The sequence below is a fragment of the Acinetobacter sp. AS167 genome, from assembly GCF_037152175.1.
Lineage (GTDB): Bacteria > Pseudomonadota > Gammaproteobacteria > Pseudomonadales > Moraxellaceae > Acinetobacter.
In genome coordinates this window covers 99,031-113,100 of record NZ_JBBCMP010000005.1, presented here as the reverse complement: position 1 = coordinate 113,100, position 14,070 = coordinate 99,031, and the positions used below count along the sequence as shown (strand labels likewise).

General features: G+C 37.6%; 14 protein-coding genes. 11 read left to right on the top strand and 3 right to left on the bottom strand.

Annotated elements, in window-relative coordinates:
- Positions 1–110: 110 nt before the first annotated feature.
- From WFN33_RS10890 to WFN33_RS10860, 7 genes are all read left to right on the top strand, one after another.
- Positions 111–470, top strand: coding sequence for a hypothetical protein (locus WFN33_RS10890; protein ID WP_336953101.1), 360 nt, complete (start codon positions 111–113; stop codon positions 468–470).
- A gap of 111 nt (positions 471–581) precedes the next feature.
- Positions 582–1,175, top strand: a complete 594-nt coding sequence (locus WFN33_RS10885) for a hypothetical protein (protein ID WP_336953100.1) — start codon at positions 582–584, stop codon at positions 1,173–1,175.
- A 94-nt stretch (positions 1,176–1,269) separates the two neighbouring features.
- Positions 1,270–2,286, top strand: coding sequence for an aspartate carbamoyltransferase catalytic subunit (locus WFN33_RS10880; RefSeq protein ID WP_004721095.1), 1,017 nt, complete (start codon positions 1,270–1,272; stop codon positions 2,284–2,286).
- A 16-nt stretch (positions 2,287–2,302) separates the two neighbouring features.
- The gene (locus WFN33_RS10875) at positions 2,303–3,538 is read left to right on the top strand and encodes a dihydroorotase (RefSeq protein ID WP_336953099.1); all 1,236 of its coding nucleotides are present in this window, start codon (positions 2,303–2,305) and stop codon (positions 3,536–3,538) included.
- A 193-nt stretch (positions 3,539–3,731) separates the two neighbouring features.
- The gene (locus WFN33_RS10870) at positions 3,732–5,282 is read left to right on the top strand and encodes an OmpA family protein (protein ID WP_336953098.1); all 1,551 of its coding nucleotides are present in this window, start codon (positions 3,732–3,734) and stop codon (positions 5,280–5,282) included.
- A 144-nt stretch (positions 5,283–5,426) separates the two neighbouring features.
- Positions 5,427–6,461, top strand: a complete 1,035-nt coding sequence (locus WFN33_RS10865) for a DUF1311 domain-containing protein (RefSeq protein WP_336953097.1) — start codon at positions 5,427–5,429, stop codon at positions 6,459–6,461.
- A gap of 91 nt (positions 6,462–6,552) precedes the next feature.
- Entirely contained in the window at positions 6,553–7,332 is a 780-nt protein-coding gene (locus WFN33_RS10860) for a Rossmann-like and DUF2520 domain-containing protein (protein ID WP_336953096.1), read from the top strand.
- 42 nt (positions 7,333–7,374) lie between these two features.
- On the opposite strand, the gene WFN33_RS10855 is transcribed toward WFN33_RS10860, so the two are convergent.
- Together WFN33_RS10855 and WFN33_RS10850 are read right to left on the bottom strand one after the other, a co-directional pair.
- Entirely contained in the window at positions 7,375–7,533 is a 159-nt protein-coding gene (locus WFN33_RS10855) for a hypothetical protein (RefSeq protein WP_004721086.1), read from the bottom strand.
- Between the two features lie 129 nt (positions 7,534–7,662).
- On the bottom strand, positions 7,663–9,066 hold the full coding sequence (locus WFN33_RS10850) for an aminotransferase-like domain-containing protein (RefSeq protein WP_336953095.1): 1,404 nt from the start codon (positions 9,064–9,066) through the stop codon (positions 7,663–7,665).
- 155 nt (positions 9,067–9,221) lie between these two features.
- Between WFN33_RS10850 and WFN33_RS10845 the strand changes: the two genes are divergently transcribed.
- Entirely contained in the window at positions 9,222–10,076 is an 855-nt protein-coding gene (locus tag WFN33_RS10845; protein WP_336953094.1) for a hypothetical protein, read from the top strand.
- A 118-nt stretch (positions 10,077–10,194) separates the two neighbouring features.
- On the opposite strand, the gene WFN33_RS10840 is transcribed toward WFN33_RS10845, so the two are convergent.
- On the bottom strand, positions 10,195–11,079 hold the full coding sequence (locus WFN33_RS10840) for a LysR family transcriptional regulator (protein ID WP_336953092.1): 885 nt from the start codon (positions 11,077–11,079) through the stop codon (positions 10,195–10,197).
- A gap of 167 nt (positions 11,080–11,246) precedes the next feature.
- On the opposite strand from WFN33_RS10840, the gene WFN33_RS10835 reads away from it, so the two are divergent.
- Genes WFN33_RS10835 through WFN33_RS10825 form a run of 3 tightly spaced genes read left to right on the top strand, consistent with a single transcriptional unit; the run spans position 11,247 to position 14,069 of the window.
- Positions 11,247–11,933, top strand: coding sequence for a hydrolase (locus WFN33_RS10835; RefSeq protein WP_004821006.1), 687 nt, complete (start codon positions 11,247–11,249; stop codon positions 11,931–11,933).
- Positions 11,934–11,972: 39 nt separating this feature from the next.
- On the top strand, positions 11,973–13,847 hold the full coding sequence (locus WFN33_RS10830) for an amidohydrolase (RefSeq protein WP_336953089.1): 1,875 nt from the start codon (positions 11,973–11,975) through the stop codon (positions 13,845–13,847).
- A gap of 57 nt (positions 13,848–13,904) precedes the next feature.
- Entirely contained in the window at positions 13,905–14,069 is a 165-nt protein-coding gene (locus WFN33_RS10825) for a DUF1427 family protein (RefSeq protein WP_004721074.1), read from the top strand.
- The last annotated feature ends 1 nt before the right edge of the window (position 14,070 follow it).

The window sequence follows — 14,070 nt, the reverse complement described above, 5'->3', positions numbered from 1 at the left end:
ATTATTTCATTTAATGGCGTTATTTTGGTACACAATTTGCTTAATTATCCACCGTATTGGCTCAGAAATTTAATTGAATTTTTAATGAATTAATAAATACGGGGATTTCTATGCAAGATCTTAACAACAGCAGATTTATTGCACATGCAGATGCATTTTCCATTGGGGCATTAATCTTAACGCGATTAAGACGTGTGACAGGGCGCGTTATTGATGTAATGTATTTAGTGGATAATAAAAGCTATGCACAGTATGTGATTGATATGTCATTGGCGACTCAAGATCCAGAATTAAATCGGCATGCCTTGCGCTTACAGCATTTATTAGAACAGGAACAACCAGTTTCTTCTGTGAATATGCTAACAACAACGCAAGTTGAACAAAGCGAGGAAGCATATGTTTCTGGTGCAACAGAAGAAGAAATTTATCAAGCACAAGTTTCACATCACTATATTGGTGCATTGAGATAGGTCGGGCATTAAGCTCTAACTATTGGGTTAGAGCTTGATTGATACAGTGTGATTAAAATTAAAACTCATTTATAGTATTTTTAAGCTGAGGATAAGCTGTGAGACAATCTCTTGAGTTATACGAAATTAAATGCAGAAATTAGCAAATATTTAAAAAACAACCAAATGATTTACGTGGGTACCGCTGATGAGTCGGAACAACAAACTGAACTGCGATTAAGACACTATGATCAAGCAAAGGCTGCTGTGTTTAACCTGTGGATTGAACAGAAAAAATATAAAGAATTGATCTCTTGTGCGCATGGGCGTTGGTATCCTTATGAGGATTTTACTCTGCCATTGGCACAATATTTTGCTGCTCAACAGGATTTGCCACATTTAAAATTTCTTTGTGAACATGAGATCCGCTTTCGTTTAGAAGATACCTTAAAGTGCTTAAAACGTGTAAAAGAATATGATGTGACATTAAGCAATATAAAAATATTGGAATATCAATTGCATGATTTTGATCCACAAATTTACCATCCAATAGCAGAATTACTTAAATGGCGTAATCAATCCTTGCTGAGAATAGATGCTTATATCAAGCTTTTAAAAGATCAATCAGATATTGATTACATCAATATAATTCAGCAACTTCGAGAAAAATTAATGAACTTAACGTTCAAACTGGCAGACTTAAAGCAGATCAAATTTAAAATTTGATCGCTGACTTTTATGACTATTTGTCCAAAACTTCAACTGCCAAAGAAAAAGAAAATCTGTATAATACGTTAACTTAACCTCTAAGGAATCTCTCATGCACTTGGCGGCATTGCATACACCGAGTCAGATTCAACTCAATAATGACGGAAACTTAAAGCATTTCCTCACCATCGAAGGTCTTTCTAAAGCAACCCTCACTAAAATTCTAGATACAGCCCATTCCTTTATAAATGATCAAAATCAACTGATAACGACACCACTTTTAGAAGGTCGTACAGTGATGAACTTATTCTTTGAAAATTCGACACGTACACGAACTACTTTTGAAGCGGCTGCAAAACGGTTATCTGCAAATGTATTGAACATTGATATCGCACGATCAAGTACTTCAAAAGGGGAAACATTGCGCGATACGCTATGGAACCTCGAAGCGATGGCAGCAGATATTTTTGTTGTACGCCACTCTTCATCAGGTGCAGCACATTTTATTGCTGAAACAGTTTGTCCGCATGTTGCAATCATCAATGCTGGAGATGGGCGTCATGCTCATCCAACTCAAGCAATGTTAGATATGTTAACCATTCGCCGTGAAACGAAAAAGAATTTTGAAGACATTAGTCTGGCGATTATTGGTGATATTAAGCATTCGCGTGTTGCACGTTCAGATATTGCAGCTTTGCAGACTTTAGGTTGCAAAGATATCCGTGTAATTGCACCAAATACTTTGCTTCCGTGTGGTTTTGACGAATATGGTGAAGGTGTTCGCTTGTTCAATAAAATGGATGAAGGCATTAAAGACTGTGATGTGATCATTACTTTACGTATTCAAAATGAACGTATTGATTCACCAGCTTTGTCGTCACAAGCTGAATTTTACAAAATGTATGGTTTAAATAAAGATCGTCTTGCCATGGCTAAACCTGATTGTATTGTTATGCATCCGGGACCGATGAACCGCGGTGTAGAGATTGATTCTAGTATTGCTGATGGTGCACAGTCGGTAATTTTGCATCAAGTGACCAATGGTATTGCAGTGCGAATGGCTGTTTTGGCTTTGGCAATGCAAGGTCAGTTGCAAGAGAAAGGTTTGTTAGAAGCAATTGCGGTTTAAGGTGAAGGATAAAGTCATGAGTAGTGTAAAAATTGAAAATGTACGTGTCTTAGACCCAATAAAAAAAACTGACACTGTACAAACGGTTTATGTTGAACATGGAAAAATAGTCGAATCATCTGCCAATGTTGTAGATACAATTGACGGACAAGGCAAATGGTTGATACCCACCATGGTGGATTTGTGTGCACGGTTACGCGAGCCAGGTCAGCAACAGCATGGTACCTTGAAGTCAGAAGGTAAAGCCGCACGTGAAAATGGTATTTTGCATGTATTTACCCCACCTGATTCAAAGCCGATCGTGCAAGATAATGGTGCTTTGATTCATGGACTGGTAGAAAAGGCCATGTTAGATGGTGGTATTCATTTACAAGTGATTGGTGCACAAACCCAAGGTTTAAATGGTAAACAACCCGCAAATATGGCAGGTTTAAAAAAGGGGGGGTGTACTGCTGTTTCAAATGCCTATGCTACTTTTAAAGACGATGATGTGGTTCTGCGTACCTTGGAATATGCGGCTGGTTTAGACATGACTGTAGTGTTTTATCCAGAAGAGCACCAGATCGCAAAAGATGGTTGTGTACATGAGGGGTTTATTGCCTCACGTCAGGGATTACCAATGATTCCAGCACTGGCTGAAACAGTTGCTATTGCGAAATACCTATTGATGATTGAAGCGACAAGCGTCAAAGCGCACTTTGGTTTGCTTTCAAGTGGTGCATCTGTAGAGTTGATTAAAATTGCAAAAAACAAAGGTTTGCCAGTGACAGCAGATGTTGCAATGCATCAATTGCATTTAACAGAACACTTAATTGATGGTTTTAACTCTTTGGCACATGTGCGCCCACCATTACGTGCTGAAAAAGATAAAGAATTACTGCGCCAAGGCGTCAAAGACGGTGTGATTGATGCGATTTGTACGCATCATGAACCTTTGAGTGGTTCTGCGAAATTAGCGCCTTTTGCCGAGACGTTACCCGGTATTAGCGCATTTGATACTTATGTCTCTTTTGGGGTTCAATTGGTCCGTGAAGGTTTGTTTGAGCCTTTAGAATGGGTTGAAAAAGTCACGCTCGCTCCTGCAAAAGTGGCCAATATGACGGATCGTTGGGTAAAAGAATCGGGTTGGGCTTTGGTTGATCCAGATTTGGAATGGGTTGTTAACAATGACAGTATTTTATCTCATGGAAAAAATACGCCATTAATCGATCAAAAAATGATTGGTAAAGTGCTCCATACTTTTATTGGCTAAGATGTAAATTTTACATAAGCCTAAAAAAGTAAACAAAAAGCCAGCATAAGCTGGCTTTTCAAATAGATATTGAACACATTGCGCTACAAAAAGCTATTATAACTATTAGAATTTAATCACTAGAATAAAAAACGATCAATAAAATGATTATTAAAGTGACAAATACAACAATGAAATCGGAGTGTCCAAAATTATGAATATTATTGAGCTTTTAAAAGAACGGGTGACCACAAAAGTTTTACAGGGTGATCTTCAGTTTCAAGACGAAAAAATCGGTGCTTTAAGTGCCTTTTACCCCATTCTCCTTTCTGTTTTAAAATCAAAACCTGAACTCATTGACACACTGCAGCAAAATCTAAATCCTCGCTTAAGCGATATTTTCAGTCATCAACCAGAAACGGTCGCGCATTTTTTAGGCTTGGTTGCGGGCAATGCACCAACTCAAGACATTGAAACCACATTAAACCATTCTATTGCTCCAACTTTATCATTGCTTGCAGATCAAGCAGGCTCAGATAGTAAACATGAAATTTTTGATTTTATCAAAGCACAATGGAACAATATTCAGGATGCTTTGCCCGCTTGGGCAACAGGATTATTTGCAACATTAGGCTTAAGTGTAGGTGGTCTTGGTTTCGCAGGCACTACTCAAGCTGCTCCCGTGGCTGAGGCTGTTATCCCCCCTGTAGAGCCTGTGGCACCCACACCTATACAAAGTGTATCTCCAACACCAGTACCCCTTGATACGTCTACAATCACAACAAATTCGATCCAAGATGAACCTAAAAAATCCAATTGGTTATTGCCAATTATTGCTTTGTTGGTGATTGCAGGATTGGCCGCATTGTTATTTAAACAATGCAGTAGCAAACCGCCTGCTGGGGGAGATCCAGTAAGCAGTGGAGCTTCACAAGCTGTTGCTGATTTGCAAGCTGCTGAACTGCAAATTTCTACAGATGTTGAAGGTAAATTAGCAAGTTGTCAGGCACAATCGAGTAGTCAATCTTTATTAGACAGCTTAAAAACCAGTATTGCCTCAGTGTTTGGTCAAACCGATCATTGTCAAGTTACAGCCAGCAGTGCTTATGCCGCTGATTTGCCAGATCAAAATGCTGTAGATCAGGTGTTGGCTAAAATTAAAGGTATTCCAAATATTTCACTGGCTTGGATCGGTGATCAACTTACCATTCAAACACCAAATTTAGCGCAAGCACAAAAATTGGCAGATGAGTTAAAAGCTATTGCTCCTAATCTACATATTTCTGTAGAGCAAACAGCCGATGCAAATGCAGCTGCAACAAGCAGTGCTGCAAATGTAGATACAAGTAATTCACAAGCAGACCAAGCACTTTCAAGCATTCAGGCAGATAAAGCCAATGTAAATGATATTGCCGCTGCATTGAATTTACAGGTGATTAATTTTGCGACAGGTTCTTCTGGTATTCCAGAAGCCAATAAAGCGATTTTGGATAAAGCAGCGAATTTGTTAAAACAACTACCAGATGCAAAACTCGTGGTTAAAGGCTATACCGATAATGTTGGGAATGCGGATTCAAACAAAAAATTATCTGAAAAACGTGCAAAATCGGTTGTGGCATATTTGGTTGAAAAGGGCGTACATACCTCACAGTTAACTGCTGAAGGACATGGTCAAGACAATCCAATTGCAGATAATTCAACCAAAGAAGGGCAATTTAAAAACCGTCGTATTGAGTTTGAAGTACTTGGTGCAACGACACCATAATCTTTTAAAGTGGTATGTTCGGTGCTAAAACAGGCATAAATTGTATAAAAAGCTTCTGAATATCCAGAAGCTTTTTATTTTTTACTCGAAAATTCTTAAATTATTTGGTTAAATGATCCACATAAAAATATGATCGGATAAACAATGAATAAATCATTAAACCCATTATTTATGATTGCTGCGATTTCGAGTACTCTGATTCTGTCAGGCTGTGATTACTTCAAAAAGAAAAAAGATGAAGGTAATGCTGAGCTTGCAGAGTGGAGTTGTACCAATCAAGATAATATCAATCAAATTCAAAAATATTTGAAAGATGAGTATTTGCGTGAAGTCGCAGACAATATTAAAAATTCTGGTTATGAAGCTGACCAAGCACTACTTCAGAAAATTAACAATGCTTTAAAGTTTGAAGTGAAGAATGTTCGTACGATCACTGAAGACTCTTCTAAAACCAATCAGTTGGAATGTGAAAGTCAGTTAGTGGTTCAATTCCCGAAAGGCTTACAACAGCGTGCTGAAAATTCATATGCAGAATTTGGGCAAGATTGTGAGGATGGATGTGAAGGTGATGGGTATCGCAGCATACGTGAATATATCGAAGCTGGTGAATCTAAATTGGTACTAGCCAATGATCAGTTGAAAGGCAAGTTTAATTATAATGTTGTGAAAACAGACAAAGATGGCTTAACCCTTGATGTGCTTAATCAGGATGCAGTTATTCAAGGGGTAACTTTTGTTACGGTAAAAGCAGTGCAATACGCAGCCTATATGAAAGAAAATAAAGATATGCGTGAACGCGAGCAGGTCAACCAAATTGAAAATGCAGAGCAAACAGCGCTTGCACAAAAAGCCATGGATATCCGTAAAAAAGAGCTAGATGAAGAAAAACTCAAACAAGTCGATCGTTTAAACCAGACTTGGGATAGTTTGAGTGATGAACAAAAAGAACAGTTTAAGCAAGATCAAGCAGAATGGTTTGAAAAACGTGATGTTGATTGTAAAGTCATTTCACAGAAAAGTTTTGGCGATATTCCAGATAGCGAAATTGAAACCTATCAGCAACAACGTCAATATTGGGATGATGCGATGTCTCAGCAAAACAAAGAGATGCAATATACCAAGTGTTTTAATAAACGTACCGCTGAGCGAATTATTTATTTAAACAATGCATTAAATTGATGTAGTTATCAAAATGATCTGAGAGGGATGAATTGATTCATCCCTTTTTTATTGGCATGCTGTAACTATATTTAAAGTTTTAGATGTTGATATGCGTATTAGTATTGTTGGTTCAGGTCGTGTTGCTACACATTTTGCAAAAGCATTGTCAAAACAACATCATATTGTTCAGATTTATAGTCGTGATTTAAACAAAGCACAACGCTTAGCCCAGCTGGTGAATGCTCAGGCTATTGATATTATGCAAGGTATAGATCCTGAAATTGATTTATTGATTATTGCGGTGAGTGACCAAGCCATTGCTCAAGTCATCCAAATGATTCATTCACAACTTTCAGATGTTTTGATTGTCCATACTTCAGGCAGTACCAATCTGAATATATTAACTGAACACCATGTAAAATCTGGGGTTTTTTATCCCTTACAGACTTTTAGTTTTGAACGTGAAGTGGATTGGAAAAATACCCCGTTGTTTATTGAAACGGCTTTACAAGAGGATTTGTCTGCTGTAATGACGCTAGCAAATAGTCTAAGCGATCAAGTTTATCCCTATAATTCAGCGCAGCGGCTGAGCTTACATCTGGCAGGGGTATTTGCTTGTAATTTTACAAATTATTGTTATGACATGGCTAAACAAGTGGTCGATGCACAGCAGGTCGATTTTAATTTACTGTATCCATTAATTTTGGAAACAGCAAAAAAAGCCACTCAAAATGATCCTGAAACAATGCAGACGGGTCCTGCAAGGCGTGGAGATGTGAATATTTTAAATATGCATCAGCGCATGTTACAGGATATGGGACGGGAAGATCTTAAAGATGCCTATACACTTTTAAGCCAACAGATACAGGAAAAACACTCACTTGATTAAGTGAGTGTTTTATCAATCGTATCTTTTGAAATCAATTGAGATTTAGTTTAAAGCAGCGTGATCTGCACCGATTGTGACAATAACACCAATACAAAACAGGCTACAGTAGATAAAAAACCAGATGATCATGCGTTTAAAGGCTTTGTCTGAAATCGAGCTATCAGCATATTGTGGTTTTTTAGGGCTTTTGTCATCATTCATCGCAAAATCTCTTTCTGCTTAATATAGATTCATTATGGATAGAAACGAATTCACACTGTAGATACAAAAAATTAGAAAAAAACTATAACAGATAAGTAAGCAATGATGAATCTGTTATAAAAATTCAGCTTATGTTGCGACTAATTTACCAATAATATGAATCAATTCATTTAATGCATTTTGAATCTTTTCATTCATTTCAAATGAACAATTCATCCGAATAAAGTGATTTTGTTGATTGCTAATATTAAATAAGCTGCTCGGTGCGACACTGACACCGTGTTCTAACATGTGTTGATAGATGTCATTACTATCGACCTGTTCAGGCAATTCAATCCATAAAAAGTACCCGGAAGGATAATAATTGACATGGCATTGCTCAGGTAAATGGGTTTTTAAATAATTAAAATATTGTTTTTTATAGCGTTGTAAGGTGGAACGTAAAGTTTTTAAATGTTTTTCATAATGACGATGAGAGAGATATTCAACCAAGGCATTTTGGATAAATGAGTTGACTGAAAGGGTACTCATAAGTTGAGTGTGCTGAATATGTTCAGAGAATTTCCCTGCATAGACCCAACCGATACGAAAACCTGCACCTAATGTTTTTGAAAAAGAAGAACAATGTAGCACCCAATTTTGTTGATCAAAGTACTTCATCGAGAGGGGTTTTTTTTGATCATAGTAAAGTTCTTCATAGACATCATCTTCAATCAAATAAATCTGATATTGGTTGAGTAGCTTCGCCAATTTTAATTTAATTTCATCACTCACAGTAAAGCCAATTGGATTCTGACCATTTAACATCATCAAACACACTTTAATTGGATATTTTAAAATTGCGTGTTCGAATGCATCTAAATCAATGCCATGTTCAGGGTGCTCTGGAATAGTAATTACTTTTAATCCAAGTCGTTCAGCCGCTTGCCATGCACCATAAAAAATCGTCTGTTGTAATAAAATATAGTCCCCAGCTTGCGTAAGTGCTTGCAATGAAAGATTTAATGCATCCAAACCTCCAGAGGTAATCACAATATCAGATGGATCAGTGGGGATGCCTTGCATCGCATATTTCTGTGCAATAATTTTTCTAAGTTGATAATTTCCGGGCGGGAGACTTGGAGTTTGTTCATAGCTACGCCGTTGTCGAGCAAGTTGTCCAAGCGTTTGTATCAGTTTAGCGGAGTAGAGCAACTGGCTATTGGGAAAGGCAGAACCTAAAGGGATAATGTGTTCAGACTGTGTAGATTTCAAATATTTGAAAACAATTGAGTTAATTTCAACTGTTTCATTAATCACATGTAATGTGGTGGGATGATCTGAACTTTGTTCTACCACAAAATACCCTGACTTTTCTTTTGAATAAATCAGGCCTTGCGCTTCGAGCTCTTGATAAGCATTCATCACCGTAATTAGACTTAACCCTGATTGTTGAACCTGTTGGCGTAGTGAGGGTAATTTTTCATGTGCTTTCCACGTCCCATTTTCAATCAATAATTTTAGGCTATGGGCCAGTTGTTCAGATTTATACATAGGTCAATGCAAGTGAGTATTTAAAATAACTATAACAGACGCAATCAGTACAGCTCTATCTGTTATATATTTTTTCTAAAATTTTGTGGCTATATTTCTTTTTGATTTCTTTTCAAAATAGTCGCACGCGATGCAGTATAGAATGAGGCAGGGATATGTTTGTTACGACTCAGTTGAATGTGCTCACACAAGTTTTATTTGAGCATGGTTGCTCTGAAAAGGTGATAGAACAACTCAATCAAAGATTTGTAAACTTAGAAGCAACATTGTTGCGTGCCAAAGTCTTACGTGAATTTTCAAAAAAGAAAAGTACAGCGATTATCCAATCTGCAATTGCTTCAAATCATTTAAGTCTGGCTTATTTGTTTTCACCGTTTATTTTGGCGAATTTAAATCAAACAGTGCTTTACTCAACACTTTTTACGGCACAGGTTCAAGATATTTTAAAACCTTATTATCAGGTTGAAAAAACCATGAACTTGACCAAGGATGATGTCGTTCTAGAAAGTTTAAATCTATTTTTAGATCTACAAGATCAAACATGGGATGCACAGGAATTTGTTTATTTTCAGTTGTTCAAAGCACTGACTCAGGCAGAAGTTTATCGTATCTTTTTAATTACAGATCAACCGATCAATCCAGATTATTTGTTTGAAATAGAATGTTTTTTTAAGGTTCGAATTTTCTTGGTAAATCCCGAAAATGATCAAGATGGTCTAAATCTGCAATTAGATCATCATGATCATAAACTAAACATGCAGAAGCTTTTGTTTAAATATAAAGATGATTTTCATGTGGCTTTATGTCGTAAATTTTCAGAAATGAATGCTAAAATTTTAAATTTATCAGATCTTTATGATCTAGCCGAAGCGCAAAACCTAGTCGAAGATATGTTTTATTCTGAGCATATTTATGAAAAACTATCGGTTTATGCTGAATATATGCAGACCCGATTACAGAACAATGTGTTTAGTCCAAAATTCAAATCTGTGTCAAGTTTGCAAGCTTAGATGCTGAGTATTTGCATACACAACGCTTTATTGAAGTGCTTTATGTATTGTATAAAGATACAACATGAGCCGTGAATACTTAGTTCTTAGGTAAAAGTCTGGTCCAAAGCTTTATATTTTAGCGATCAGATAAGTGTTTTTTGAGATGATCTAAAAAGAGCTTCACTTTTTTTGGAATCTTTTGTTGAGATGGCGTAATTGCATAAAAATAAAGTTGCTTTGAATGATAGTCTTCTAAACAACGAACAATTTTTCCAGCATCTTGATCTTTTTTTGCTAAAAAATCGGGTAAAAATATAATGCCTTGATCTTGTTTACAAAAATCCAAAAGGAAATCGCCACTATTGCATGTCAATTTCGGCGTACAGTAAATAGTTTCTTCTTTTTTATTCTTATTCAGCACAATTTTAGTACTTGAATCGGTTTGTGAATACAACAATAGACTGTGCTGTTTTAACTCATCGATTGTATTGGGTACGCCAAATTTTGCAAAATAAGCTGTAGTTGCATAAAAATGTCGATGATAGGTACTAAACAGGTGGGCATTACGCTGATCAATATCTTGACTGATTCTGAGAACAATATCATATTGATCTTCACTGATATTTAAAAACTTATCTGAAAGAAACAAGTCTATTTTGATGTTGGGATACTGTGTCATAAATTTAGAAATGATCTCGGTAAGATGCGCATGTCTAAATGAATGAGGTGCATTGATTCTGAGTTTACCCTCGGGATATTTCTGGTCGTGGGTAAAGTCACTGGTTGCCCATTCAAACTCACTCATAATGACTTTAGAGTGTTGATAAAATTTTTCACCTGAATGAGTTAAATCCATTTTGCGGGTATTGCGGATGAACAGGACCGTATTAAAAATAGTTTCCAAATGGCAAATTCTTTTCGCAACTTGATCTCTAGTAATGTTTAAGTGACGTGATGCACTGCTGAAATTTCCATATTCAACGACACTAATAAAAGTATTGATACAGTCTAATTTATCCATTTAATTTTAAAGTACTCTTCACTTGAATGATTAAAGTAACGCATCATCCTATGCTGATCAATCATTGTATCTTTTTAGGATACAGTTTGTATTTAAAATAGTGTCTAGTGGTTTACGTGTATTTTTGCTTTTATATAAATTCCTTTATAAATGTGTTGCGAATCAAAATGAATAAAGCATTTTTAGAACAACTTACACCTCAAAACTGTCAAATCATCTTTATTGATCAACAACCACAAATGGCTTTTGGCGTACAGTCAATTGATCGTCAAACTTTAAAAAATAATGTGGTGGGATTGGCTAAAGCCGCTCAGGTTTTTAATATTCCAACCACCATTACAACAGTAGAAACAGAAAGTTTTTCAGGGCACACTTTTCCAGAATTATTAAATGTGTTCCCTGAAGCCCCTTTACTCGAAAGAACCTCTATGAACTCATGGGATGACCAAAAGGTTCGTGATGCATTGGCAGCCAATCATCGTAAAAAAATTATCGTATCGGGTTTATGGACTGAAGTTTGCAATATTACATTCGCTTTTGGTGCAATGCTGGAAGGTGATTATGAAATTTATATGGTTGCCGATGCTTCAGGTGGAACTTCAAAAGAAGCACATGATTATGCGATGCAACGGATGATTCAAGCAGGCGTGGTTCCTGTAACCTGGCAACAAGTTTTACTTGAGTGGCAACGTGATTGGGCACATCGTGAAACTTATGATGCAGTGATGGACATTGTGCGTGAACATTCGGGTGCATACGGTATGGGCGTAGATTATGCATATACTATGGTACATAAAGCGCCAGAAAGAACCACAACGCAACATGAAGTTATTGCACCTGTGTCAGCAAAATAAACCTTATGGATATAAATATTCATCTACATGGAGATGATCATGACAGATGTACAGTTAATTCTTAAGAACGGCAAAATTACCACGCTTGACTCGAAACAGCCTGAAGTGGATGCAATTGCGATTGCTGACGGAAAAGTGTTTGCCACAGGTGATGAAAATAGCATCATGAAGTTGGCCAACGACTCGACAAAAGTGATTGATTTAAATGGTCGTCGCGTTATTCCCGGTTTAAATGACAGCCATCTCCATATTATCCGTGGCGGGCTTAACTATAATATGGAGTTGCGTTGGGAAGGGGTTCCGACTGTTAAAGATGCTTTAAGCTTACTCAAAGAGCAGGCAGAAAATACGCCAGCACCACAGTGGGTACGTGTTGTCGGTGGGTGGACTGAATTCCAATTCGCAGAAAAGCGTTTACCAACTTTAGCTGAAATCAATAAAGCTGCACCTGATACCCCAGTTTTTATTCTGCATTTATATGCAAGTGCAATGCTGAACAGAGCAGCATTAGATGTCTTAGGTTTTAATAAAGATACTCCTGATCCACCCGGGGGCAGAATAGAACGCAACGAAAAAGGCGAGCCAACAGGTTTATTATTGGCAACGCCTTCTGCTGCAATTTTGTATTCAACACTGGGCAAGGCACCCAAATTACCCGTCGAAGATCAAGTGAATTCTACCCGACATTTTATGCGTGAGTTAAATCGGCTCGGTGTCACTTCTGCGATAGATGCCGGAGGGGGTGGGCAAAACTATCCAGATGATTATGCAGTGATCAATCAATTGCATGAAAAAGATCAAATGACCGTTCGTATTGCTTATAACCTCTTTGCACAAAAAGCTGGTGAAGAGTTAGAAGATTATCAACGATGGACAGAAATGACGTTTCCTGGCGATGGTGATGCATTATTGATGATGAATGGTGCGGGTGAAAACCTGACTTGGTCAGCTGGTGATTTTGAGGATTTTTATGAACCTCGCCCAGATCTTCCAGAAAAAATGGAAACTGAATTAGAAGCTATTGTTGAACATTTGTCTGAGAAGAAATGGCCGTTTCGAATTCACGCCACCTATGATGAAAGCATTAGTCGATTGCTCAATGTTTTTGAACGTGTCAATGGTAAAAAGCCATTTGAAACCCGTTTTATTATTGACCATGCAGAGACGGTTTCAGAAAAAAACATAGAACGGATTGGTGCCCTCGGTGGAGGAATTGCCATTCAACACCGTATGGCGTATCAAGGCGAAATCTTTGTTCAGCGTTATGGTGCCGATGCAGCCAAAGACACGCCTCCGGTAAAAAAAATGCTTGAGTTGGGTGTACCAGTGGGCGCTGGAACAGATGCGACGCGTGTTGCATCATACAATCCTTGGGTCTGTTTGGCATGGTTAACCACAGGTAAAACCGTGGGTGGTTTTACTTTATATGATGAGAAAGACTTACTTGATCGTCAAACAGCGTTAAGACTATGGACCAAAGGATCTGCTTGGTTTTCAGGCGAGCAAAACCATAAAGGCGCTTTAGTCGCAGGGGAACATGCGGACCTAGTTGTACTCTCAGATGACTATCTCACTGTTGAGGGCGATGAAATTCAATTTATTGAATCAGTCATGACGGTGATGGACGGTAAAGTGGTCTATGCGGGTGCCGAATTTAAGCAACAAGATCCACCGATTCCACCCGCATCGCCTGATTGGTCACCAGTCAAGCGATTTGGCGGGCAGTGGCGCCACTCTGAAAATCGTAATGCGCCTTCCTTACAACCCTTACAAAAAGATTCAGCAGTGTGTGCATGTTCTAGCAGCTGTGGCATGCATGGACATTCGCATGCATGGATGCTTGATGTTCCTATCAATGATCAGGATAAAAAATCATTTTGGGGCGCATTAGGCTGTTCTTGTTTTGCTTTTTAAAACCAACCTAAAAAATTCCATCTGAAACTAGGTGGAATTTTATTGGGGGAGAAATTTATGAAAATCTATCTGATCTCTTTGGCCGTTGGGTTGTTGGTTGGCGTGTTGTATTACCTATTAAATGTGAAATCTCCAGCCCCTCCTTTTGTGGCCCTATGCGGTTTATTGGGGATGGTTATTGGCGAACAACTCATGCCAATGATTAAAAACTTATTATCCTAAC